Here is a 24,695-nt window from a genome sequence, read left to right as displayed (position 1 = left end):
GGAGAGCCTGATGAACTATTACGGTGATTTACGCAGTTATATCGATGCCCTCGACGCCATGGGCGACATCATGCACGTGACCCGCGAAGTGGACGGCGATTTTGAACCCAGTGCCATTACCCGCCGCAGCTATGAGATCCAGTCCCCTGCCCCGCTGTTCCACAAGGTGGCAGGTGTAGCCCCCGGTTTCCGCCTGTTCGGTGCCCCGGCCAGCCTCTCCTCCCGTCAGGAGATACCTTATGCCCGCGTGGCGATGTCGCTCGGCCTGGCCCCCGAGTCCACCGGGCCGCAGATTGTCGAAGCGCTGTCGGCGGCGCGCCATAAGCCCGGCATTCCACCGGTGCGGGTGGCTTCTGCGGATGCCCTGTGTCATCAGAACATCCTGCGTGGTGAAGAGGCGAACCTTGATCGCTTCCCGATCCCCTTTGCCCACGACAAGGACGGCGGTCGCTATGCCAATACCTGGGGCACGCTGATCGTCAAAACGCCGGACGGCAAATGGGTGAACTGGTCCATCGCCCGCGTGATGAAGGTCGACGGCAAACGGATGGTGGGGCTGATTGTGCCGAGCCAGCATATCGGCCAGATCTGGACTGAGTGGGTCAAGCTCGGCCAGCCGATGCCTTACGCCCTGGTGCAGGGCCCGGCTCCGGCGATCTCCTGCGTTTCCGGTATTCCGATCCCGGCCCATGCCGACGAGGCGGATTACATCGGTACCCTGGCGGGTGAGCCGGTGCCGGTGGTAAAGGCGGTCAGTATCGATCTGGACGTGCCTGCCACGGCAGAGATTGTGATTGAGGGCCATGTCTCTATTGAGCGCGATTGCGAGGAAGGCCCGTACGGCGAGTACGGCGGCTATCTTGGCGAGGGTTCTTCTGCCCAACCGACCTTCCACGTCGAGACCATTACCCACCGGGACGACCCGATCTGGCCGATGTCGATCACCGGCCGCCCGACCGACGAATCGCACACCCTGTGGGCGATGGGGCTGGCCGCCGATGCCCTGACGTATCTGCGTGAAGCGGAGCTGCCTGTTGTCACCGCCTGGATCCCGGAAGATTCGACCGTCCACTGGCTGCTGGTGGTAGTGCCGCAGAACTGGCGCGAGCTGCTGCCGGGCGTTTCCAGCGAGGCGCTGGCGCAGCGCATTGGTGAAGTGCTGTTTAAGACCGACGCGATGGTGTTTATTCCGAAGGTCTACGTGGTGGATGATGATTTTGATCCGACTAATCTGCGTGAAGTGGTGTGGGTGCTCTCAACCCGCGTTCACCCGGTTGGCCGCCGCGTGGTGTTCGACGATCAGCGCGTGATCCGCTTGCCGCAGTGTTATGAAGAAGAAGAGTACGTGGCCGGTAAGGGGGCAAAAGTGGTGTTTGATACGCTGCAGTCCACCCGCCATCTGCATGCCTCGTTCGAGCAGGGCTATCCGGAAGAGGTGCGTCAGCGGGTGCTGGAGAACTGGCCAACGGAGCTATAAGTCTCTTAAGCCTGTCTGTTTTAACAACAGACAGGCATTTCTGGATTCCCATCGCCCACTTATCTCCTCACCTCATAACAGCATTCACGATTTAAGAATAATCCCGCTCCCATCGCCGTCTATGCTTAACGTTTAAAAATCAGACGACACAGTCGCACCCTCTTTCTTTTTTATCCCCCTTTAAATACCGGAGGCCTGGCATGAGCAACCAAGGCGAATATCCTGAAAACGGACAGCAACACGATTTCAGCCTGTCCCGACGGGATCTGATCAAAGTCAGTGCCGCAGCGGCGGCAACTGCGGCGGTTTACCCCTGTGGCGCACTGGCCGAGGGCGAGCCCGCCGTCACGCCCCCGCCGGAGATGATGCCCCTGACGCTGCGCGTCAACGGCAAAAGTCAGCAACTTGAGGTCGATACGCGCACCACCCTGCTGGATGCGCTGCGCGAGAATTTACAGCTTACCGGCACCAAAAAAGGCTGTGACCACGGACAGTGCGGGGCCTGTACGGTTCTGGTGGAGGGCCGCCGGATTAACGCCTGCCTGACGCTGGCTGTCATGCATCAGGATGCCGAGATCACCACCATCGAAGGGCTGGGTACGCCTGACAACCTGCACCCCATGCAGGCGGCATTTATCAAACACGATGGTTTCCAGTGCGGGTACTGCACATCAGGGCAGATCTGCTCTTCTGTCGCGGTACTGAAAGAGATTGAGGCGGGCATTCCCAGCCACGTTACCCTCGATCTGGTCTCCCCGCCGGAAATGACGGCGGATGAAATTCGCGAACGCATGAGCGGCAATATCTGTCGCTGCGGGGCGTACGCCAACATTCTGGACGCCATCGAAGACGCCGCGGGGGGAGTTCAAATCATGAAAGCCTTTACTTACGAACGGGTAAAAACCCCGGCCGAGGCGGCTGTCAGCGCCAGGGATAAAAGCGGCGCAAAATTTATCGCCGGTGGCACCAATCTGCTCGATCTGATGAAGCTGGAGATTGAGACGCCCACCCATCTGATCGACGTCAACGGGCTTGGTCTGGACGAGATTGTCGCCACCGACGAGGGCGGCCTGCGCATTGGCGCGCTGGTGCGTAATACCGATCTGGCCGCCGATGAACGCGTGCGCCGTGACTATGCCGTGCTTTCCCGGGCGCTGCTTGCCGGGGCCTCTGGTCAGCTGCGCAACCAGGCCACTACGGCCGGTAATCTGCTGCAGCGCACCCGCTGCCCCTATTTCTATGACACCAACCAGCCCTGCAATAAACGCCTTCCCGGCAGCGGCTGCGCGGCGCTTGAAGGTTTTAGCCGTCAGCACGCCGTCGTGGGCGGCAGCGAGGCCTGTATTGCCACGCATCCGGGCGATATGCCTGTCGCCATGCGGCTGCTGGATGCGGTGGTGGAAACCATTTCCGCCGATGGCAAGGCACGCAACATCCCGCTGGCCGACTTTTATCGCGCCCCGGGAAAGACGCCCCATATCGAAACCGTCCTGACGCCAGGGGAGCTGATCACCGCCGTCACCCTGCCGCCGCCGGTGGGTGGGCAGCATATCTACCGTAAAATCCGCGATCGCGCCTCCTACGCCTTTGCGCTGGTATCGGTCGCGGCCATTGTTCAGCCCGACGGCAGCGGACGCGTGGCGCTGGGCGGCGTAGCCCATAAACCCTGGCGGGTTGAGCAGGCCGATGCGCAGATCCCCCAGGGCGCACAGGCCGTCTATGACGCGTTGTTTGCCGACGCTCATCCGACGCCTGAAAACGCGTTCAAATTAACCCTGGCGAAGCGAACGCTTGCCTCCGTGCTGACAGAAGCGAGGGCTGTGGTATGAAATTCGATAAACCAGCAGGCGAAAACCCGATCGATCGCTTAACGGTGGTCGGTCAGCCCCGGGATCGTATCGACGGCCCCTTAAAAACCACCGGCATGGCGCACTACGCCTACGAGTGGCATGACACTGCGCCCAACGCGGCCTATGGCTATGTTGTCGGATCGGCGATCGCTAAAGGTGAGATCATCACCATCGACACGCTGGCCGCGAAAAACGCACCGGGCGTGTTAACGGTGATCGCCGCCGGTAACGCGGGCGAACTCGGCAAAGGCGAAAGAAACACCGCCACGCTGCTGGGCGGCCCGAAGATAGAACACTACCATCAGGCCGTGGCGCTGGTGGTGGCAGAGACCTTTGAGCAGGCCCGGGCGGCAGCGTCGCTGGTGCAGGTGAGCTACCGGCGTGAAAAGGGATCGTACTCGCTGGAGGATGAAAAACCATCCGTCAACCAGCCGCCCGAGGATACGCCGGATAAAAACACCGGTGATTTCGAATCCGCCTTTTCCGCCGCCGCGGTGAAGCTGGATGCCACCTACACCACCCCCGACCAGAGCCATATGGCGATGGAGCCGCATGCCTCGATGGCCGCCTGGGAGGGCGACAAGGTGACCCTCTGGACTTCCAACCAGATGGTGGCCTGGTGCCGTACCGACCTGGCGGAGACCCTGAAGATCCCGCAGGAGAATGTGCGCGTTATCTCCCCGTATATCGGCGGCGGTTTTGGCGGCAAGCTGTTCCTGCGAAGCGATGCCCTGCTGGCCGCACTGGCCGCTCGCGCTATCAAGCGCCCGGTTAAGGTGATGCTGTCGCGTCCGACGATCCCCAATAACACCACCCACCGCCCGGCCACCCTTCAACATATCCGCATCGGGACTGACAGCGCTGGGAAAATCACCGCCATTGCGCACGACAGCTGGTCCGGCAACCTCCCCGGCGGTACGCCGGAGACGGCGGTTCAGCAGACGGAGCTGCTCTACGCGGGCGCAAATCGTCATACCGGCCTGCGGCTGGCAAAACTGGATCTGCCCGAAGGCAACGCCATGCGCGCGCCCGGCGAAGCGCCGGGTCTGATGGCGCTGGAGATCGCTATCGACGAGATGGCGGAAAAAGCGGGCGTCGATCCGGTTGAATTTCGCATCCTCAATGATACCCAGGTCGATCCGGCCGATCCCAGCCGGCCTTTTTCACGCCGTCAGCTTATCGAGTGCCTGCGTACCGGGGCCGAGGAGTTCGGCTGGAAACAGCGCAACGCCACGCCCGGACAGGTTCGCGACGGTCGCTGGCTGGTGGGCATCGGCATGGCGGCCGGTTTTCGCAATAACCTGTTAGAAAAATCCGCCGCCCGGGTGCATCTCGACGCGGCCGGAAACGTGACGGTCGAAACCGACATGACCGACATCGGCACCGGGAGCTACACCATCATTGCCCAGACGGCGGCGGAGATGCTGGGCGTGCCGCTGGAAAAAGTGACGGTTCACCTCGGTGATTCCAGCTTCCCGGTCTCCGCCGGTTCTGGTGGCCAGTGGGGCGCGAACACCTCCACCTCGGGGGTCTACGCCGCCTGCGTGAAGCTACGCGAAACCATTGCCACGAAGCTGGGATTCGATCCTGACCAGGCGCAGTTTAGCGACGGCAAGATCGCTAATGACACCCGCAGCGCGGACATTGCCGAAGCCGCCGCCAACGGCACGCTGACCGCCGAAGACGATATCGAGTTCGGCGATCTCGATAAGCAGTATCAGCAGTCGACCTTTGCCGGACATTTTATCGAGGTGGGCGTGGATAGCGTGACCGGAGAGGTGCGGGTGCGCCGGATGCTCGCGGTATGCGCGGCCGGACGCATCCTCAACCCGAAAACCGCCCGCAGCCAGGTGATTGGCGCGATGACTATGGGTCTGGGCGCGGCATTGATGGAAGAGCTGGCGGTGGATACCCGTCTGGGCTATTTCGTCAATCACGATATGGCCGGGTATGAAGTCCCGGTCCACGCCGATATTCCCGAGCAGAAGGTGATTTTCCTCGATGACACCGACCCGATCTCCTCTCCGATGAAAGCCAAAGGCGTCGGCGAGCTGGGCTTGTGCGGCGTCGGCGCGGCCATTGCCAATGCGGTCTATAACGCGACGGGGGGTGCGAGTGCGGGACTATCCCATCACCCTGGATAAGCTGATCGGCGACCTGCCGGACGTGGTTTAAGGAGGAGCGATGCCCCAACTTTTTAATCTGGCAGACGATCTGCGCCGGACGCCGGAACGGGCGTTTCTGACCGACGACAGCCGGGAGATATTGCGCTTCGCGATAGAGACCCTGATGTCCGGCCAGCAGGCGGCGCTGGTGATGCTGACGGAGATACGCGGCGGCGCGGCGCGATCCCTGGGGGCGCAGATGGTGGTGCGTGAGGATGGCCAGTACTGTGGCTTCGTCTCCGGGGGCTGCGTCGAAGCGGCGGCGGCCTTTGAGGCGCTGGACGTCATCGCGACAGGAGAGGATCGCGAGGTGCGTTACGGTCAGGGCTCGCCCTGGTTCGACATTGTCCTGCCCTGCGGGGGTGGGATCACGCTGTCGATTCATAAGCTGCGTTCGGTGCAGCCGCTGTTGGCGGTGCTGAACCGCCTTGAGCAGCGCCAGCCTGCCGGGTTGCGCTACACGCCAAAGACGCAGACGCTCACCTTCCTGCCTGCGCCAACCCTCACCGGCTGGCATAACCAGAGTATCGAGATTGGTTTCCACCCCTGCGTGCGGGTGCTGATCCACGGAGGTTCTATCGAAGCGCAGGCGACGGCGGAACTTGCGGCAGCCGCCGGGTATGACATCTGCCACTTCGACCCCTGCTCCGGTACCCCTGCTTCGCAAATTGATGCTGACACGGCGGTGATCCTGCTGTGGCACGATCTTCACCGGGAGCTGCCCGTCCTGCAGGCGGCACGCGATGCGAAACCGTTTTACATCGGCGCGCTGGGCAGCCAGCGAACCCACATGCAGCGGCGGCAAAAGCTCAGCGAGCTGGGCTGGCGGGAGGAAGAGATCGACCGCATCAAGGCCCCGATCGGCATCTTCCCGAAAGCCCGGGATGCCCGCACCCTCGCCCTGTCCGTTCTGGCAGACGTGGCTGCTGCGCGCCTGCGTCAGGACGAAAATTAATGTCCTCGCCGGTTGTGATAATTCTCGCCGCCGGACGCGGCGAACGCTTTCTCGCCTCGGGGGGCAAAACCCATAAGCTGGAGGCGCTGCTGGGCGGGCAAACCGTGCTGGCGCACGTGATTCAGGCGGTGGAGGCTGCGGCACTTCCGTGGCATCTCGTGAGGCCCGAGGGCGGCACGCGGGGTATGGGGGGAGTCGATTTCGCTGGGGGTCCTGGCCACTTCTGAGGCGTCCGGGTGGTTGATTTTGCCTGCGGATCTGCCGCTGATCCAGCCAGCCTCTTTGCTGAGGGTCGCTGAAGGGCTTGGGGAGAAAGGGGTTGTGGTGCCTTACTATCAGCAACAGGCAGGGCACCCGGTGGGGTTCCGGCGGGAATATGGCGAGGCTTTGCTGGGGTTAAGTGGAGACAGGGGCGCAAGGGAGATAGTCATGCTTGCGCGCAGTCAGGGGAATGTTCTGGACCTTTCGCTGGCGGATTATGGGGTTACGTTTGATATCGATACGCTGGCAGATTTACGGACAGCGCAGGAAATACGGTACGTAACCTCCGACGTTCCTGACTGAGACTGTTTTAACTACCCTTATCCAGGGTAGTAGAATTTAATTTCAATCTGAATGGCCTTTAATACATCAACGGAAAGCCCGTTAATTTGACTGGCGGACATGCCGGTCAAGAAAATCACGCACGTCGATACCTATCTCTTGAGCATGCGTTTCAAGTGCGAAGTGGCCGGTGTCATAAAAGCGTATTTCAGCTTCAGGCAGATCACGTTTCCAGGCTTCTGCTCCCGCCGCCATGAAAAACGGATCGTTTTTTCCCCATACGGCTAATAACGGAGGCTGATACTGGCGGAAATAGTGCTGAAACAGGGGGTACATCTTCACGTTAGAAGCATAATCCAGTAACAGATCCAGCTGTATCTCCGCATTACCCGGCCGTAATACCTGTATCCCTTCAAGCGTATAACCATCAGGTGAAACCAGACTCTGATCGGCAACGCCTTCCAGATACTGCCATTTGATTGAAGCTGGCGTCGGGAATTCACTCAGCGAACGTCGGTTTTCAGAAGTGGGTTCGCGCCAGTATTTCTGGATAGGTGCCCAGGCCTCTCCCAGGCCCTCTTCGTAGGCATTGCCATTCTGGGAAATAAGGGCTGTCACGCGCTGCGGATGGGCTAACGCCAGACGCCATCCGACTGGTGCCCCGTAGTCGTGGACCATCAGAGCATAGCTATCGAGATTGAGCGCTTCGACAAACTGCCCAATGGTCTTAGCAAGCTGGTCAAAGGTATACGCATATTCACCTCGTGCTGGCGCCTCGGTAAAACCAAAGGCCGGTAAATCTGGCGCGATGAGATGATACCGATCGGCCAGCTGGGCAATAAGGTCACGAAACATAAATGATGAGCCCGCGAAGCCGTGAAGCATCAGCAATACAGGTGCTGCCGGATCGCCTGCTTCCCGGTAGAAAACGTTAACATCGCCTGACTGTTGATAGCGGTAATGGATCTGCGTAGCTGACGAGGCAGATGCGTTATCTGTTGTGGAAGTGGCGGCCTACCGAAACAGAAAGGGTTCATAGCGATTCTGGTCGCCTGGTGTTTGTCTGATGACGCGTTCAGGCTGGCCGTCCCCCTCTCCTTAACCCATCTGGTCAAAAAGAGTGTTGACGCGCACTTGACCGAGGAGAACGATCGTTCTACCATTAATCCATGAACAAAAACACGACTGATACCCGAGAAAAAATTCTCGCGACCGCTGAACAGCTCATTTACCAGAACGGTATTCATGCCACCGGTATGGATCTGCTTGTAAAGACTTCAGGTGTGGCGCGCAAAAGTATTTATCGCTATTTCGCCAACAAAGACGAAGTGGCGGCAGCAGCGCTGAACGCACGAGATGTTCGCTGGATGGAATGGTTCAGGGCTGAGTGCGACAAAGCGGATACGCCGCAGGAACGCATCCTGAATATGTTCACCGTGCTCAAAGAATGGTTTGAGTCAGAAGGCTACCGCGGGTGCGCATTTATTAATACTGCGGGGGAAGTGGGTGATAGTGCCGATCCCGTTCGCCAGATTGCCAGACTGCATAAACAGAAAATACTGGATTACGCGCTTGAACTTACCGGACAGTTGAATATTGAGCACGCCTCATCCCTGGCAAGGCAGTTGCTGTTATTGATTGAAGGTGCCATCACCATGTCACGTGTTATGGGCGATTACAGCGCCGCAGATGATGCCAAAAATATTGCTCAGCTATTACTGAAACAGGTCTCATAACAGAGACCTGAATTCCAGAGATAAAATACTCACTGAATATCCAGTATTACTGGAGGCTTTGACACATATGTGATTAATTTAATTCCACACTGCACTCTGAAATATTAATACCCTGCATCTGTTTTTATTAGCGTTAATCCACACTTAACGATAGATATCGTATTCATTTTTTCCTCCCTCTTACCTCTACCGCTATTCTGTATCTCACCAAAACCTTATTAATCAGCATCTTAAAAACTTTATCGAGATGTTTTTTGTTTTTTAACTATTTTCATAAAAACTATATTGACGAGGTAGAACGATCGTTCTACCATCAATTCATAGACACCACGCCCCCTCTGAAAATGAATGCCAGTGCTAATAGACAATGCTGAACCATCAAATAACAGTGGAGGAATTTATGTCTGAGTTTCATAAAGCAGGATCATACCGATCTACCCAAATTTACAGGAGTCTTTACCATGTCTGATGCACAAATTCGTCCACCGCTTCCGCCGTTTACCCTTGAATCAGCGATTGAAAAAGTAAGGCTTGCTGAAGATGGCTGGAACAGCCGCGATGCTGAAAAGGTCTCGCTGGCCTATTCTCTGGATACCAAATGGCGTAACCGCGCAGAATTTGCCAATAATCGCGAAGAAGCCAAAGGATTCCTTGAGCGCAAATGGAAAAAGGAACTTGAGTACCGTCTTATTAAAGAATTATGGGCCTTTGGCGGCAACCGCATTGCGGTCCGATATGCCTACGAGTGGCGCGATGATTCAGGTAACTGGTTCCGTTCTTACGGCAACGAGAACTGGGAATTCGGCGAAGATGGTCTGATGCAACGTCGTTTCGCGTGCATCAATGATATGCGCATCAAGGAAAGCGAGCGCAAGTACCACTGGCCGCTGGGGCGTCGTCCGGACGATTATCCAGGGTTATCAGAGCTGGGCCTGTAACCTTCCGGTTTAATCCGTAAAGCCCGGCTACTGTCCTGGTCGGGCGTGTTTTTTATTCCTCTACAGATAAGATTTTCAAATTTAAATAATGCCCAGGGCAGTTGCAGGGGCTGCCACCCACGCTGATTCAGACCGCTGAACTCGATGTGCTGCGCGATGAGGGTGAGGCTTTTGGTCGAAAACTTAATGCCGCCAGTGTAGACGTGACGGTTATTCGTTACTAAGGATTAATCCATGATTATGGTCTGCTGAACGCTCTGAGTGACGTTCCCGCTGTGCGGACTGCTAAATTAGTCTCTCCCAAGAGTGTTCTTTAAGGTTCAGCGTTTCATGAATCTACTGATACTCAGTATTAATGAATACCATTCATAGTCTCTATCCTTCCCCCTGTGATTATCAGCGAGCACAAACCCGTTAACATACCCCCCTATCTCTTTATGTCCAACGGATCACCATGCTTAATCAACAGGCACAAACACAGTCGACTACAGCTAACAAAACAGGTCTCTCGTTTCTACTCATTCTCAGCGCCCTGATGGCTGTGACCTCTTTATCAACCGACATCTATCTTCCAGCTATGCCTGTCATGGCCAAAGATTTGCAGGGTGACGCAGAGCTGACAATCACAGGGTTCCTTATCGGTTTTTGCATTGCACAACTGATTTGGGGACCGATTAGCGATCGTTATGGTCGTCGACTGCCGCTGTTTATCGGTTTAGGTCTATTCATCGTCGGCTCGGTGGGCTGCGCGTTATCAACAGATATCGTGCAAATAGTCTTCTGGCGTGTTTTTCAGGCGTTAGGTGCCTGTACCGGGCCGATGCTGGCACGAGCAATGATCCGTGACCTGTTTAGCCGCACTCGTGCAGCACAAATGCTTTCGACACTGATGATAATCATGGCCATCGCGCCGATTGCCGGGCCCCTGATCGGCGGGCAGATGATTAAAGTCACCTCATGGCATGCCATTTTCTGGCTGCTGGCGATTATCGGAACATTAATGCTGATTTCTTTATTCTGGTTGCCGGAGACATTACCTGCTGAAAAACGCTCGCAAGCCTCCGTAACCAGAGCATTTCACAACTATTATGCCTTGCTCACCAACGCCAGATACATGCGGTTTACTTTGTGCCTGACCTTCTACTATGTTGCAGCCTACGCCTTTATCACCGGTTCTCCGTTTGTTTACATCACGTACTTCGGCGTTGACCCGCAGCATTACGGTTGGCTGTTTGCAGTAAACATTGTTGGACTGATGGCGGTGAGCATGGTCAACAGACGCCTGGTTCACCGCTATCCACTGGAAGCGTTGCTCAGGAATGCCGTATTCATCGCCGCTATTGCGGCAATCGTGCTGGCGGTCACGACCGGCCTGGGTGTCGGTGGAATTACCGTGATTGTCGGCGCTGTGTTCGTATTCTTCTCCATGAATGGCATCATCGCTGCTACGTCCACAGCTTGCGCACTTGACGCAGTGCCTAATGTTGCAGGCTCCGCGTCGGCGCTAATGGGCGCGTTACAATACGGCAGTGGCATCATCTCTTCACTTCTTCTTGCCCTGTTCAGTGATGGCACACCATGGACGATGGGCTGGATAATTGCGTTGTTTACAGCAGCCAGCGCCCTGATGGCACTGACCGTTCAGATAAAAAAATAAAACGTCGTTATTGATGCCAGACGACACTTTCGTCCAGAGATACCCGTCCTTCCCTGTAACTCAGGGAGGGATGCGTTTTATCTGGGCTCCCAAATGAAATACCGTAAAGCAGCCTGAAACCTTCAGGAACATTCAATAGTCTACGCACCGTTTGGGCAAAATAACTCAGCACTGCCTGTGGAACACCTGCGTAACCGCGGGCAGCCAAGGAAAGCAGGAATGTCTGCGCATACATACCGGCGTCCGAGGCTACGCGAACGTTGTCCCCTACAGCAGGAATGAACAGCAGGGCAACATGAGGCGCGCCGAAAAATCTCACATTACGCTCGACCACTTCTGAGCGACTTAAGTTATCCCCCCGCGCAACGCCCAGTGCCTGATAGTACGAGCGCCCCTGCTCCGAAGCCCGTTGCCTGAATGGCTCGGGATAAGCTTCTTTATCAAAGGTAAAATCAAGACTGTAGTTCCCAGCTCTCAGAGCTTCCGTCAGCGCATGGCTTAGTTCACGAAGTTTATCTCCTGCAGCGATATGCAGGGACCAGGGCTGAGTATTGCAGTTGGATGGTGCGCATTGCGCTTCGAGCAAAATGTCTTTGAGGATATCGCTGGGGATGGGAGATGGAAGAAAGGCTCTAGCCGAGTATCTGTTTTTTACTACCTCACTAAATGTTGGCTCTTGCGTACTCATTTGCTTCTCCGCCTGAAAGTAATTTGAAGTGAATGATTCACTCTCTCCCGAACAATCCTGTCACATCAGGCTCATCGTTTTCATTCCCGGTTCCAGATTAGGTCTATGAATTCCATTCATAGCGTCTATTTAAGCAGCGTAATTATCTTTAACCGCAACTTCGTTAATCTGGGTCTATCGCGTGAACACGCAAGCGGAAAATGGCTACAGCTGATGGACATACCCCAGCCTACACGGCTGGGGCGTCATCGGAGGCTAACTAAATATTTTTATCGAAGAAGACGTCTAACTTTTGCATTGCCTGGTCAACGTATTTTGGCACCCAATACGTCTCGATATGGGTAGCGCCCTCGATCAGGAAGAGTTCTTTGTCCTTCGTACCTGTGGCTTTCGCGAACGCATCTTCAGTCATATAGAGCGTATCCGCTTTTGTACCGGCAATCATCAGCAGCGGTTTATTGATGAGATTGATATGGTCCGTTACGTCAAAGCTCATCAAATCCAGCAGACTGCTGGTGGTGTATTTAAACGTGGAGTTCGGATGCGCGTGGGTTTTCCAGTAGTACTCGTAGCCCTGGCGATATAAGGCAAAGGGTAATTTAGCAATCTGTTCAACAGTCAGGTTGGCATCGCCGGAGTAAAGCACTTCTCCTCCGGCGGCTTCCTGAGCACGTGCCTCAGAAGCCTGCTGAAGACGCTGCTGGATAGTATCCAGCTGTGAATCCTGCATACCATTGCGGCGCACAAGGCCTGAATTAAACATGCTGATGGTTGCTATCGATTTGAACCGCTTGTCAGTTTCAGCCGCAACAAGTGAATACCCGCCGCCTCCGCAAATACCCAGCAGACCAAGGCGGGCGGTATCTACACCAGGATACTGACTGATGTAGTCAGCCATGCCGTGGATATCCTCAATGCGATTAGCGGGTTTATCCACGCTGCGAGGCATCCCACCGCTGGCACCCTGATAAGCCGCGTCGGCGGTAATAGTGATGTAGCCCTGCTCGGCGAGACGCTGGGCATACAACCCGGCGACCTGTTCTTTTACGCCGCCATTAGGATGTGCAACCACCACGGCAGGATATTTTTTTGCGGGATCGTAGTTAGCAGGGGTATAGACATTCGCCGCAATCTGGATGCCATGCAGATCGTATTTCACTGGGTGAATGTTGACCTTACCTTTGACGTTCTCGGTGATGGCTCCGTTATAGACGAGAGTGAATGGATTTTTTTTGTAATCAGCCGCATTGACTGAGGTCACTCCAGCCATTGCCGTGAGTAGCATTGCACTGATAAGCGTGAATTTCATGGCCTCTCCCGATGAATGTCGGCCTGGTTATTCAGGCTCGCGGAATCAAATTTGCAGGCTCAGATTAGGCGGAGAGGGCTGTCAGCATCGTGACAGGGAAATAACATTTTTGTCAGGAAACAGACTGGATAGGCAGGTGTTTCTGACAACGCTGTCAGGTAGCCGTCAGCTTTATGTTGGCAATCCAAAGGCAGAATGGTCTCGCTTAAATGAGATTCATGTTCAATTTTCTGAGAAACGGAGCGATCAATGAAAAGCCAGAATGCCCCAACAATGCCAGAGCGGCGCAAGCTATTAGTCGCCGGGGCCGGTATTGCCGCCGCCTCGCTGATTCCGCACGTATCAGCGGCGAGCCAATCCTCTCAGGTCGATTCATCCAGACAATCCAGCCAACGCAATGCTGCTCCGGGCAAGCGTAAACTCGGGAAGCTGGAAGTTTCTGCCGTCGGTCTGGGCGTGCAGAACATGAGTCGCAAATACGACACCTCCGTTCCCTGGCGTCCCGAGATGATCAATGTTATCCACCGGGCATTTGATGAAGGGGTAACGTTCTTCGACGCTGCTGAAGCCTACGGCCCGTTTGAAGTCGAAAAAATTCTCGGGGAAGGCGTCGCCCCGTTCAGGGACAAAATCGTTATCGCCACCAAGTTTGGCTGGAACATTGACCAACAGACGGGTAAGCGTCTGCCGGGCCTTAACAGCAGACCTGAGCATATCCGACAGGTCGTCGACAATATGCTCAAACGCCTGCGTACCGATCGTATCGATTTACTGTATCAGCACCGGGTTGATCCTCAGATCCCGATCGAAGATGTCGCCGGTGTGGTTAAGGATTTAATGGGTCAAGGGAAAGTCCTGCACTGGGGTCTGTCTGAAATGGGCATCAACACGTTGAGACGCGCCCATGCCGCATTGCCCGTTACCGCCGTGCAAAGTGAATACTCCATGCTCTGGCGCGGCCCTGAAAAACAGGCGCTTCCGGTGTGTGAAGAGCTGGGCATTGGGTTCGTGCCATGGAGTCCACTCGGCGTGCAGTTTTTAACAGGCTGGATTGATGAGAATACCCGGTTCGCTGCAGGTGATTTCCGCGCGACAGAAACACGCTTCTCGCCTGATAACCTTCCACACAACTTACAGCTGGTTGAGCTACTGAAGTCCTGGGCAATACGAAAAAATGCCGCGCCGGGGCAGATTGCACTGGCATGGCTCCTGGCCCGTAAAGCCTGGATTGTTCCCATCCCTGGCACCACCAATAAAGACCATATGCTGCAAAACACAGCGGCTACCACCGTGTTGCTGACTTCCGCTGAGATGACCGAGCTCACCCGTTCACTGGATGCGATCACTATCCAGGGGCAACGTCTGCCGGATGCCGTGCAGGTTTATTCCGATGTTGAAGCACCAATGAAAAGTTAAGAGGAAGTCCCGTTATGCGCCTGTTGTTAGTCGAAGATGAAGAAAAAACGTCAACCTATCTCTCCCGTGCGCTGGGTGAGTCCGGGTTTACGGTAGATGTCTCTGCAGATGGCGCGGAAGGTCTTCATTACGCGCTGGAGTTCGACTACGACGCGATAATACTGGATGTGATGCTGCCAGGGATGGATGGCTATCGGGTTCTCGAGGGCGTGCGGGCAGTCAAACAGACGCCGGTGCTGATGCTCTCGGCACGGGGATCGGTCGACGAGCGCGTTAAAGGGCTTCGCCTTGGCGCGGATGATTATCTGCCCAAGCCCTTTTCGCTTATTGAGCTGGTGGCGCGTATTCAGGCCCTGGTGCGCCGCCGCTCTACGGATGGCGCAGACATCACCCAGCTGCAAATTCACGATCTGCATCTCGACCTGCTGGCTCGTCGCGTATTTCGCGCCGGAACAAGACTGGAGCTGACCGCGAAAGAGTTTTCCCTGCTGAGCCTTCTGGCCCGGCATCAGGGGGGAGATTTTGTCAAAAATGATGATTGCGGAGCAGATATGGGACATGAATTTCGACAGCGATGCCAACGTGGTTGAAGTGGCCATTAAACGACTTCGAGCCAAAGTGGATGCCCCGTTCGATATCAAGCTGTTACATACGGTTCGTGGCATGGGGTATGTCCTCGAAGTCCGGTCCGAATAAATGAAGGGGATAAGCATGCCTAAGCGTTCCATCTCCGTTCACCTGGCGCTGATGTTTGCCTTATCCGCGCTGCTGATTGTGTCCGTTATCGGCATCCTGCTCAGAAGCTCCCTGCATGACTCTTTGCAAAAGCAGATGCACAACGAGCTGTTGTTCCGCGAATCATTAATGAGTCCGTGGATCACCGCACGAACCTCTGCTGACGGCTGGTCGACGCTGGCCAATAAATTCACCGTGTTAACCAATTCTGAAGGTGAACGCGTTCGCTACTGGATAGTGAGCGATAACCCACGCTTTAGCATGGGGGGGAACACCACCGGTGGGTGTTCAGTGGTCTTCTTTGCAGGAAGGCTTTAATAAAGTGCCCGGCGCATCAGAAGGTGCCTGCTCGCTGTTTCTGTTAGTGAAAACGATCCCCGCCAACGGTGAGCGGCCTGAGCTGCGCTATGTGGTTGCCATCGACTCCACGCCGTACATGGGCACACTCAATGCGTTCACGCGTACATTGCTGATCATTACCGCACTGGGCGTCGTGATTGTCGCCTTACTGGGATACGTCGTTTCAAGGATCGGTCTTCGTCCCGTTGGGGCGCTCAGTAAACAGGCCCGGCAACTCGCTCCCGGGGACCATGGTCAGCGCCTGAATACCGAAGCATTACCTGACGAATTACAGCAGTTAGCATCATCTTTTAATGGCGTGCTGGAACGGCAGGAGGTCGCCTGGCGGCAGCTCGAAAGCTTTAATGCCGATGTTGCGCATGAACTCCGGACTCCGCTGACTAACCTGATCGGTCAGACGCAACTGGGGCTTTCGCGCCGACGCTCGCAGGATGAACTGGAAGAGTTATTGGGTTCTAATCTGGAAGAACTTGAACGCATGACGTCTATCGTTAACGACATGCTGTTCCTGTCCCATGCCCATGCGGGTGAACATGCGTCCCAGCTTACCCAGATGTCCCTGCGGGAAGAAACCCTGAAAACAGCGGAGTATGTGGAACCCTCTTTTGCTGAAAAACAGCTCTCTCTGGATGTTCAGGGCGACGTCACCGCGCACATCGACCGACGACTGTTCCACCGCTCACTGGCTAATTTACTGGAAAATAGCGCAAGACACTCGCCATCCAACAGCACGGTTACGGTGCGGTTAAGCGAAACCGGTCATCAAGCCTGTGTTGAAGTTTCAAACCCGGGCGATCCGATAGCACCAGAGCACTTACACCGGCTTTTCGAGCGGTTCTATCGCGTTGATACCTCCCGAGCCAGGAGTGATACCCATCATGGACTGGGCCTGTCGATCGTGCGTGCCGTCGCCATTATGCACCGGGGAGATATCTTTGCCCGTAGTGAAGGTGGCATCAATACATTTGGCCTCACCTTTGCGATACAAGCGGATAAAGCGGCGGGCAATGCACAATCCGGCGCTGAGCCGGGACCCGGGTTAACTGACAGAATTGTCAGGGGGGGCGTCAGCCTGACGTCATTACCCTCCCGATAAAATCATCGCAGGCAATCCCCTCTTCATTGATAAGGACGCTTTGCATGATCGGACATTTACGTTACCTCGGGCTGTTACTGCCCTTCTTCACATTTTCATCCTGGGCAGCGGAGCAAAATCCCGCTGACCATATCGCCCCTGCAGGAAGTCAGAACGCGGTGTTCGGGCCAGCCGAGAACTTTACCGGTCGTGTCAGGGTTGATCCTCTCTTCAAACCGGATAACGACATCCCTGTTTCCGGGGCTTATGTCACGTTTGAACCCGGCGCTCGTTCCGCCTGGCATACGCATCCGGCAGGTCAGCGGCTGATTGTGACCTCGGGTGTTGGGCTCACCCAACAAGAAGGCCAGCCGGTGCAGGTTATCCGCGCCGGTGACGTTGTCTCTTGCCCGGCGGGCGTCAAACACTGGCACGGGGCGGCACCCGGCAGCGCGATGACGCATCTGGCGATAACCGGGATTGTGGATGGCAAAAGCGTTAACTGGATGGAGAAAGTGACAGATGAACAATACCACGCCCATTAAAGCATTAGCGGCATCGGTACTGCTGACCTTTGGTTTTGGTCTCGCGGCACATGCTGCGCCCGTCAATAAAGGAGCCTCAGAAATGAACCACGAAAAAACGGTTTCAGATACGCTGTCAGCCAGCCAACAGGCTATCCCGTTGATAGCGGCATCGACGGCCAGCAGTCAGATGGATAAGCTGAATGCAGCCCTGAATCAGGGTCTTGACGCCGGGCTCACAATAAACGAAACCAAAGAGATTCTCGTCCAGCTTTATGCCTATACGGGCTTCCCCCGTAGCCTGAATGCGCTTAGTGAACTGATGAAGGTCGTCGAAGCACGTAAACAACGTGGTATCAAAGACGTTGAGGGTAAAGAACCCGTTGCCCCGATCCCTGTTGGGGATGAGCTTCGCCGTGTCGGTACCGCAAACCAGACTAAAATCTCAGGTACTCCCGTCCAGGGTCCGCTGTTTGATTTTGCCCCGGTCATTAACCAGTTCCTGCAAACGCACCTTTTCGGCGACATTTTCGCCCGCGATAACCTCGACTGGCAAAGCCGCGAACTGGCAACGGTTGGCGCATTAGCCGCCACCCCAGGCGTTGAAGCCCAGCTGTTATCCCATACGCGAGCCAGCATGCGGGTCGGCCTGACGGCAGCGCAGCTGCGCCAGCTGGCACAGGTTCTGCGTGAACATGGCGAAAGTGATGCAGCAACGCGAGCTGAAAAGGCGCTGCAGCAGGCGCTCGCAAACAATTAGGAGTGGATTATGGAGCATGATCCCAACCGCAGAATGTTAATCACCGCACTTGCCGGGCTCACGCTGGCGAACGTTTCTTTTGCCTCAGCTGCGACCGGAACCGCAAACGTACAGGGTAAAAGCCGTGTTCTGGTGGTGTACTTTTCCCGGAGCGGAAATACACGAGTCATTGCGGGCGTCATTCACCGCAGCCTGAATACCGATCTGTTTGAAATCGAACCGGCTACGCCTTATCCAGAAGACTATTTTCAGACCGTTGAACAGGCGAAAAATGAGCGTGAGCGAGGCGTAAAACCGGCATTAAAAAATAGCGTTGCAGATATCTCACGTTACGAGACCCTGTATTTAGGCTTTCCGATCTGGGGGACCAGCGTGCCGCCTGTAGTGCAAACATTTCTCAGCGACCACAACCTTGCGGGCAAGTTAATCATCCCCTTCATTACTCACGGTGGCTACGGCAAAGGAGACAGCGACAACATCCTTACCCGTCTTGCCCCGACTGCACGTCGGGAAAAACCGCTGGTCATTGAATGCGACCAGGAGCGAAGAACCACTGAAACGGTCACCAGCTGGTTAGAGACGATACGCAGCTGATTTATTAATAAGAGGAAATACCTTTGAAAACACTTTTAAAAACACTGTCCGTCTGCGTGATAGCGAGTGGCCTGGTGGCTCAGTCGGTATATGCCGAGCCACTGGTCATTCAGGAACAGGGAAGTTTTTCTGCGGGTGGCACTATCATCACCGCACCAGGGACTTTTGACGCGAAAAAGCCGCTGGACTCTGCTGGTCAAACTTATCATGGCGATCATGCGTCTGTGTTCTACCAAATCCCGGAGAATCCGCATAAATACCCTATCGTCATGCTGCACGGCGCAGGTCAGTTCTCCCGTACCTGGGAAAGTACCCCGGATGGTCGCGAAGGGTTCCAGAACATCTTCCTGCGTCGCGGGTTCTCAACTTATCTTGTCGATCAGCCGCGTCGGGGCAGCGCCGGACGTACGACTGTAGAAGGTACTGTTACGCCTAAACCGGATGAACAGATGTGGTTCAATCAGTTCCGCGTTGGCGTGTGGCCAGAGTATTTTAAGGGCGTTCAGTTCTCTCACGACAAAGAAGCACTGAACCAGTATTTCCGTCAGATGACCCCAAATACCGGGCCGTTTGATATCAATGTCATCTCTGATGCGATGTCCGCAGTAGTGGATAAATCTGGCCCCGCTATCCTCTTCACCCACTCTCAGGGTGGCGGACCAGGCTGGTACACGGCGATGAAAAATGACAAGGTCAAAGCCATTGTCGCCTTTGAGCCTGGCAGCAGCTTTGTCTTCCCGGAAAAAGAACTCCCAGCCCCTATGCCAAGCGCGTTCGACACGCTGAAGGGTGAGCCTGTGCCAATGGAGCAGTTTATGGCACTGACCAAAATCCCGATTCTGATTATTTACGGCGATAACATACCGGATAAACCTGTCGCCATGCCTGCGCAGGACAGCTGGCGCGTAAGACTGGCGATGGCGCGTGAGTGGCGTGACGTGGTGAACAAGCATGGCGGGGATGTGACTGTGACGCATCTGCCTGAAGTGGGAATCAAAGGAAATACCCACTTCCCGTTCTCTGATTTAAATAATGTGCAGATTGCTGATTTGGTGAGTAAATTCCTGAAGGAAAAAGATCTGCAGTAGGAAAAGCTAGTATTGAGCCTTCATTGATGAAGGCTCAATACACACATCAGTTTTATCAAAAAAATTAACTGGCCTCATGTTGACAAAAAACCGTTTAACATGATTTTCGACCTTGAGCGAACACTGATGTACTTGCTCATTGCTCTTCCGGCAGATCAACATGTGGAAGCTTAATAGCACGGGACATGTTTATCGTAGTACTTTGAGCGTTTTACGATTTCGTTAAGAGGTGAGAAATCAAAATCTCTGAATGAAACATTGGGATACTTAGTTCTCGCCTCGGCGAGTAAACCTGTCAGGGTATTATTTGTATTTCCCAGCATTGTGTTAACGCTAAGTACATGCTTAAACTCTGGGCGTTTATCTATTCCGTCAGTGATGGCTTCGTTTAGAACATATGCTAATGGAGTTTGGCCTTTACTGGTGGAGTCCCATAACATCATCAGCAACCTTGCAGCATCTATAAAAAGTCTCTTATCTGCATTTGGTTTGATACCTGCACTGGAACCACCTGATGATGAACCAGAACTACTCCCACCTGTAGTACTCTCAGATTTTAGTGGGTTAAACAAAGGCAACTCAGTTCCATTGATCAGTTGAATAAAATCTTTGGCGACGTCTTTTCCACAGAAAAAAGCGCCTGAGTGTTCTTTGTATATTCGTCCCTGGAAAGCAAAACAATAGTACTGGTCCGTTAGCGGGTATTTGGAATAACTTGTCTTTACCTGCCCCGGAATTAATTTCAGATGGGCCACTGGTTGAATAATATAATCTCTAACTATAGCTGATTTCACTTCATCGCCGCGATGGCAGTAGCTTTCAGGCAGTCCATTATGTTCTTTTTTTAACACCCATCGGCATCACTTCCCTCCGTCAACTTTTTTTGGTGACTAACGTTTAACCATATATCACAAGAGGTTATTTTCTGTCCAATATACTTTGGGATGCACTCGAAATTATGTGGTTTACTGAATTTAGGTATCCGAACAGAGGATTACCATGCCCGCTTCTGACACAAAACCGCTCTTCATCCTCTCTAAATTAATGAGCACATCTAATAAACCCTAGCTAATTACCCCATCTAATCGAATAAATCACTTTGCGTTATGCTTTTCCAACACAACAGCTGAAGGATAACGTCATGCAAACTGTAAAACTGAACAACGGTATTGAAATGCCTTTGGTGGGCTTTGGTGTCTTCCAGATGACGGATGCTGCTGAATGCGAAAGAGCCGTTATTGATGCGATCGATACGGGATACCGCCTGATCGATACCGCAGCGTCTTACCAGAATGAAACCCAGGTCGGGAACGCACTGAAACAAACCGGTATTGCCCGTAACGAACTCTTTGTAACGACCAAACTTTGGCTACAGGATACCCATTACGAAGGCGCTAAAGCACAGTTCGAACGTTCTCTGAACCGGCTGCAACTTGATTATGTTGACCTGTACCTGATTCATCAGCCTTACGGTGATGTCCATGGGGCATGGCGTGCTATGGAAGAACTGCAACAGGCAGGCAAAATTCGCGCCATTGGCGTCAGCAATTTCCATCCTGACCGACTGGCCGACCTTATCGCCTTCAACAAAGTTGCCCCTGCGGTGAACCAGATTGAAGTTAACCCCTTCAACCAGCAGCTGCATGCCGTTCCATGGAATCAAAGCCGTGGCATTCAGCCGGAAGCCTGGGCACCGTTTGCTGAGGGTAAAAATGGCCTGTTCCAGCATCCCGTGTTAACGGCAATTGGTCAGAAGTACGGCAAAAGCGTGGGCCAGGTTGTGCTGCGTTGGATCTTCCAGCGAGGCATCGTTTCGCTGGCAAAAACAGTGCGCAAAGAACGCATGGCAGAGAACATCAACATTCTTGATTTCGAACTCAGCGCTGAGGATATGCTGCAGATTACCGCTATTGATACCGCCACCAGCGCTTTCTTCTCCCACCGCGATCCTGCCAGAGTTGAATGGTTGGCCGGCCGCAAACTTGATGTTTAAGTCGCGATAAAAGAGGTATTCATTCAATGCAAAAACGTTATCTGGGTAAATCCCGACTCGAAGTCTCCGCGCTTGGGCTCGGTTGCATGGGCTTAAGCCACGGCTACGGCCCGGCGACCGATACCAGACAGGCTATCGAGCTCATTCGCGCAGCGGTTGAACGTGGCGTCACCTTCTTCGATACCGCTGAAGTGTATGGCCCCTTCCTTAATGAAGAAGTTGTTGGCGAAGCCTTAAAACCATTCCGTGACCGCGTGGTCATCGCCACCAAGTTTGGTTTTACTTTTGGCGGCGACAACAAGCAGCAGATTTTAAACAGCCGTCCGGAGCATATCCGTGACGCGGTGGAAGGATCATTACGCCGCCTCAAGACTGATGTTATTGACCTGCTATATCAACACCGTGTCGATCCGGATGTCCCGATTGAAGACGTTGCGGGAACGGTGAAGGACCTTATCGCTGAAGGCAAAGTTAAACATTTCGGTCTGTCCGAAGCGGGCGCGCAAACCATTCGTCGTGCGCATGCCATACAACCGGTCACTGCGCTGCAAAGCGAATACTCCATGTGGTGGCGCGAGCCTGAGCGGGAGATCCTGCCGTTGCTGGAAGAACTGGGCATTGGTTTTGTGCCCTTCAGCCCATTAGGCAAGGGCTTCCTGACGGGCTCGATTAAGCCAGGAACCACTTTTGGGAAGGATGATTACCGCAGCACCGTGCCGCGTTTCGCCGAGCAGGCGATTGAAGCCAATGAAAAGCTGGTCTCATTGCTGGGTGAACTGGCGGCAGAGAAAGGCGTGACGTCTGCACAAATCGCGCTGGCATGGCTGCTGGCACAAAAGCCGTGGATTGTGCCTATCCCTGGAACCACCAAACTGCACCGGCTGGAAGAAAACCTGGGGGCCGCCGATATCATTCTGTCGCAGGATGACTCACGGCAGATAACCCAGGCGCTTGAGACGATTAAAGTCGTCGGCGAACGTTACTCTCCTGAGCACCAGGCCCGCGTAGGCCGTTAATACCCGGACGGGTCCGCTGAGATTGGCGGACCCGTTATTCCTGATAGCGAAGTGCATCGATCATCAGCGCAAAAGCGGGGGGGATGCTGCTTGCGGCTCGGGTAGTAGAGGTAATATCCGGGGAAAGATGGGCACCAGTCCTGCAAAACCTGAATAAGCTCTCCTGACTTTATATAATCCTGCACTCTGTCTTCAGGTATACAGGCGATACCAAAACCGGATAAAGCAGCATCAATCCTTTCCGCCTGCAGATTAAAGGTTACCTGCCCCTCCACTCTGACCCGCAACGGCTTCCCTTCCTTCTCAAACTCCCAGTGGTAAAGCCCACCGGCTGTCGGCAGGCGCATATTGATACACCGGTGATTTTGTAACTCGTGCGGCGTTTCAGGTGCAGGGTTTGCAGCGAAATAAGACGGTGCTCCCACCACAGCCATTCTCATGTCCGGCCCAATTCTTACCGCAATCATGTCCTTATCCACGCTTTCGCCCAAGCGGATCCCGGCATCAAAACGCCCCTCAACAATATCGACAAAGCCGTTATCCACCACCAGTTCGAGATTGATTTCCGGGTATTCCCTGAGGAAGGGTTTCAACTTCGGCCATACCAGACTTCGCGCGGCATGCTCTCCGGCAGATAAACGAATATTGCCGGAGGCGGTGCCGTTCAGTTGAACCAGCGATTCCAGCTCCTGCTCAAGATCCGCAATACGCGGTTCAAGGCAGGCAATAATTCTCTCACCGGCCTCAGTAGGGGCAACGCTTCGGGTCGTGCGGGTCAGAAGGCGGATATTCAGCCTTTCCTCCAGGGCCTTCATCGCGTGGCTGAGTGCAGACTGAGAAACGCCCAGTTTTCCCGCTGCTTTGGTAAAACTTCGCTCCCTTGCCACCACAAGAAAGATTTGCAGTTCGTTGAAATTTTCTTTGAGCATGAGCGGTTTCCTTGTTCAGTCGTTTCCCCTCAACGCGTATTCACTAAGGGTCTTCACAGACCTCTTCATTTTAGCGCCGTTGCTGACACTGCTGTCATATCGCCGTCAGTCTGCTGACAGTTCGGATCGGTATATTACCGGATAAGGTCATGGAAAAGGTTCCATGGCAGAAACAACCTGATGCAGACAGTTATTTAAAGAGGTAAACAACATGAAAGCAACACTTGTGACAGTCCTTTTCATGGGGTTCATGACGGCGAATACCGCATCGGCTGCTCAACAAATAAGCCATGCTGATGGAAAAGAGAAAATAGGCGTTGTCTCCGCCAGCAATGCTTATACCCTGGATAATTTAGCCGATGAACTCTCACGCAAGGCGGATGAAAAAGGGGCCAGCGCCTACAAAATACTCTCTGCCACCGGCAAGAATCGTCTGCATGGCGTAGCTGAAATCTATCAGTAAACCGTTATTGTCCTGAGCGGGATGGTGTCATCAACCTTTCATAATGGGCGGCAAATTATGTTTAGAACAAAAGACATCATCAATGAGATAACGCTGTGGATTGATTCAAACTTGCATAAGCCGCTGAGGATCGAGGATGTTGCCGCCCGGGCGGGCTATTCAAAATGGCATCTTCAGCGGCTGTTTGTTCAGGCTAAAGAGGTCAGTCTGGGGAAATATATTCGCGATAAAAAACTGAGGCTGGCAGCAAAGGATCTTGTTGAGACCAATGAGTCGATTATGGATATCGCGTATAAATACGGGTTTGACTCGCAACAGACGTTTACCCGGGTATTTTTGAATTACTATCAATTGCCGCCGTTACGGTATCGAAATGTTAAGCGATAAAAGTTGGGATAGATGGGGGTGATTTCGTTGCATCTAA

The 24,695-nt window shown here is 54.2% G+C and carries 19 protein-coding genes and 7 pseudogenes; 21 read left to right on the top strand and 5 right to left on the bottom strand.

Annotated features, from left to right (window positions below; genetic code table 11):
- Positions 1–10 precede the first annotated feature (10 nt).
- The 6 genes and pseudogenes from AAHB66_RS04550 (at position 11) to AAHB66_RS04525 (ending at position 7,011) form a co-directional block, all read left to right on the top strand.
- Entirely contained in the window at positions 11–1,477 is a 1,467-nt protein-coding gene (locus AAHB66_RS04550) for a UbiD family decarboxylase (RefSeq protein WP_347115346.1), read from the top strand.
- 200 nt (positions 1,478–1,677) lie between these two features.
- Positions 1,678–2,346: pseudogene (paoA, locus tag AAHB66_RS04545) on the top strand (aldehyde dehydrogenase iron-sulfur subunit PaoA); the annotation flags it as partial.
- Positions 2,347–2,349: 3 nt separating this feature from the next.
- Positions 2,350–3,306 carry a xanthine dehydrogenase family protein subunit M gene (locus AAHB66_RS04540; protein ID WP_347116423.1) on the top strand — a complete coding sequence of 319 codons (957 nt, stop codon included), beginning with the start codon at positions 2,350–2,352 and terminating at the stop codon, positions 3,304–3,306.
- Positions 3,303–5,502 (top strand): annotated as a pseudogene (paoC, locus tag AAHB66_RS04535) (aldehyde oxidoreductase molybdenum-binding subunit PaoC). Before AAHB66_RS04540 ends, paoC begins: the two are co-directional and overlap by 4 nt.
- Positions 5,503–5,511: 9 nt before the next feature.
- Positions 5,512–6,447: an XdhC family protein gene (locus tag AAHB66_RS04530; RefSeq protein ID WP_347115345.1), complete on the top strand. Its 936-nt coding sequence runs from the start codon at positions 5,512–5,514 to the stop codon at positions 6,445–6,447.
- Positions 6,447–7,011: pseudogene (locus AAHB66_RS04525) on the top strand (nucleotidyltransferase family protein). The gene AAHB66_RS04530 and the pseudogene AAHB66_RS04525 overlap by 1 nt, the downstream one beginning before the upstream one ends.
- An 81-nt stretch (positions 7,012–7,092) precedes the next feature.
- Here AAHB66_RS04525 and AAHB66_RS04520 read toward each other — a convergent pair.
- Complete coding sequence (locus AAHB66_RS04520) at positions 7,093–7,956, bottom strand: alpha/beta hydrolase (protein ID WP_347116422.1); 864 nt, start codon at positions 7,954–7,956, stop codon at positions 7,093–7,095.
- Positions 7,957–8,159: 203 nt separating this feature from the next.
- Here AAHB66_RS04520 and AAHB66_RS04515 point away from each other — a divergent pair, with 203 nt between their 5' ends.
- The 4 genes and pseudogenes from AAHB66_RS04515 (at position 8,160) to AAHB66_RS04500 (ending at position 11,321) form a co-directional block, all read left to right on the top strand.
- Entirely contained in the window at positions 8,160–8,726 is a 567-nt protein-coding gene (locus tag AAHB66_RS04515; RefSeq protein WP_347115344.1) for a TetR family transcriptional regulator, read from the top strand.
- A gap of 461 nt (positions 8,727–9,187) precedes the next feature.
- Positions 9,188–9,664: a nuclear transport factor 2 family protein gene (locus tag AAHB66_RS04510; RefSeq protein ID WP_347115343.1), complete on the top strand. Its 477-nt coding sequence runs from the start codon at positions 9,188–9,190 to the stop codon at positions 9,662–9,664.
- A gap of 98 nt (positions 9,665–9,762) precedes the next feature.
- Positions 9,763–9,981, top strand: a pseudogene (locus AAHB66_RS04505) (alpha/beta hydrolase fold domain-containing protein); the annotation flags it as partial.
- Between the two features lie 137 nt (positions 9,982–10,118).
- Complete coding sequence (locus AAHB66_RS04500) at positions 10,119–11,321, top strand: multidrug effflux MFS transporter (protein ID WP_347115342.1); 1,203 nt, start codon at positions 10,119–10,121, stop codon at positions 11,319–11,321.
- 7 nt (positions 11,322–11,328) lie between these two features.
- On the opposite strand, the gene AAHB66_RS04495 is transcribed toward AAHB66_RS04500, so the two are convergent.
- The gene (locus AAHB66_RS04495; RefSeq protein WP_347115341.1) at positions 11,329–12,009 is read right to left on the bottom strand and encodes a nitroreductase; all 681 of its coding nucleotides are present in this window, start codon (positions 12,007–12,009) and stop codon (positions 11,329–11,331) included.
- 259 nt (positions 12,010–12,268) lie between these two features.
- Positions 12,269–13,294, bottom strand: coding sequence for an alpha/beta hydrolase (locus tag AAHB66_RS04490; protein ID WP_347116421.1), 1,026 nt, complete (start codon positions 13,292–13,294; stop codon positions 12,269–12,271).
- A 273-nt stretch (positions 13,295–13,567) separates the two neighbouring features.
- On the opposite strand from AAHB66_RS04490, the gene AAHB66_RS04485 reads away from it, so the two are divergent.
- The 7 genes and pseudogenes from AAHB66_RS04485 to AAHB66_RS04455 all read left to right on the top strand — a co-directional run bounded on the left by AAHB66_RS04485 (position 13,568) and on the right by AAHB66_RS04455 (position 19,870).
- A complete protein-coding gene (locus AAHB66_RS04485) occupies positions 13,568–14,734 on the top strand; it encodes an aldo/keto reductase (protein WP_347115340.1) in 1,167 nt (388 codons plus the stop codon).
- Between the two features lie 14 nt (positions 14,735–14,748).
- Positions 14,749–15,430, top strand: a pseudogene (locus AAHB66_RS04480) (heavy metal response regulator transcription factor).
- 15 nt (positions 15,431–15,445) lie between these two features.
- Positions 15,446–16,925: pseudogene (locus AAHB66_RS04475) on the top strand (heavy metal sensor histidine kinase).
- 44 nt (positions 16,926–16,969) lie between these two features.
- Entirely contained in the window at positions 16,970–17,449 is a 480-nt protein-coding gene (locus AAHB66_RS04470) for a cupin domain-containing protein (protein WP_347115339.1), read from the top strand.
- The gene (locus tag AAHB66_RS04465) at positions 17,427–18,188 is read left to right on the top strand and encodes a carboxymuconolactone decarboxylase family protein (protein WP_347115338.1); all 762 of its coding nucleotides are present in this window, start codon (positions 17,427–17,429) and stop codon (positions 18,186–18,188) included. Before AAHB66_RS04470 ends, AAHB66_RS04465 begins: the two co-directional genes overlap by 23 nt.
- A 9-nt stretch (positions 18,189–18,197) precedes the next feature.
- Positions 18,198–18,782 (top strand): flavodoxin, encoded by a 585-nt coding sequence (locus AAHB66_RS04460; protein ID WP_347115337.1) that lies wholly within the window; start codon positions 18,198–18,200, stop codon positions 18,780–18,782.
- A 23-nt stretch (positions 18,783–18,805) separates the two neighbouring features.
- Complete coding sequence (locus tag AAHB66_RS04455; protein ID WP_347115336.1) at positions 18,806–19,870, top strand: alpha/beta fold hydrolase; 1,065 nt, start codon at positions 18,806–18,808, stop codon at positions 19,868–19,870.
- Positions 19,871–20,040: 170 nt separating this feature from the next.
- On the opposite strand, the gene AAHB66_RS04450 is transcribed toward AAHB66_RS04455, so the two are convergent.
- Positions 20,041–20,721 (bottom strand): hypothetical protein, encoded by a 681-nt coding sequence (locus AAHB66_RS04450; protein WP_347115335.1) that lies wholly within the window; start codon positions 20,719–20,721, stop codon positions 20,041–20,043.
- A gap of 290 nt (positions 20,722–21,011) precedes the next feature.
- On the opposite strand from AAHB66_RS04450, the gene AAHB66_RS04445 reads away from it, so the two are divergent.
- Both AAHB66_RS04445 and AAHB66_RS04440 read left to right on the top strand, forming a co-directional pair.
- Positions 21,012–21,863: an aldo/keto reductase gene (locus AAHB66_RS04445; protein ID WP_347116420.1), complete on the top strand. Its 852-nt coding sequence runs from the start codon at positions 21,012–21,014 to the stop codon at positions 21,861–21,863.
- Between the two features lie 26 nt (positions 21,864–21,889).
- A complete protein-coding gene (locus AAHB66_RS04440) occupies positions 21,890–22,879 on the top strand; it encodes an aldo/keto reductase (RefSeq protein ID WP_347115334.1) in 990 nt (329 codons plus the stop codon).
- Between the two features lie 34 nt (positions 22,880–22,913).
- Here the strand turns inward: AAHB66_RS04440 and AAHB66_RS04435 are convergent.
- Positions 22,914–23,808: pseudogene (locus AAHB66_RS04435) on the bottom strand (LysR family transcriptional regulator).
- A gap of 211 nt (positions 23,809–24,019) precedes the next feature.
- Here AAHB66_RS04435 and AAHB66_RS04430 point away from each other — a divergent pair.
- Both AAHB66_RS04430 and AAHB66_RS04425 read left to right on the top strand, forming a co-directional pair.
- Complete coding sequence (locus AAHB66_RS04430; protein ID WP_347115333.1) at positions 24,020–24,271, top strand: DUF1471 domain-containing protein; 252 nt, start codon at positions 24,020–24,022, stop codon at positions 24,269–24,271.
- A gap of 57 nt (positions 24,272–24,328) precedes the next feature.
- Complete coding sequence (locus AAHB66_RS04425; RefSeq protein WP_347115332.1) at positions 24,329–24,658, top strand: helix-turn-helix domain-containing protein; 330 nt, start codon at positions 24,329–24,331, stop codon at positions 24,656–24,658.
- Positions 24,659–24,695 lie beyond the last annotated feature (37 nt).

The sequence above is a fragment of the Leclercia sp. S52 genome (genome assembly GCF_039727615.1).
GTDB lineage: Bacteria > Pseudomonadota > Gammaproteobacteria > Enterobacterales > Enterobacteriaceae > Enterobacter > Enterobacter adecarboxylatus_B.
Note: the sequence above shows the minus strand (reverse complement) of the source record. Positions and strands in the feature narration are given on the sequence as shown.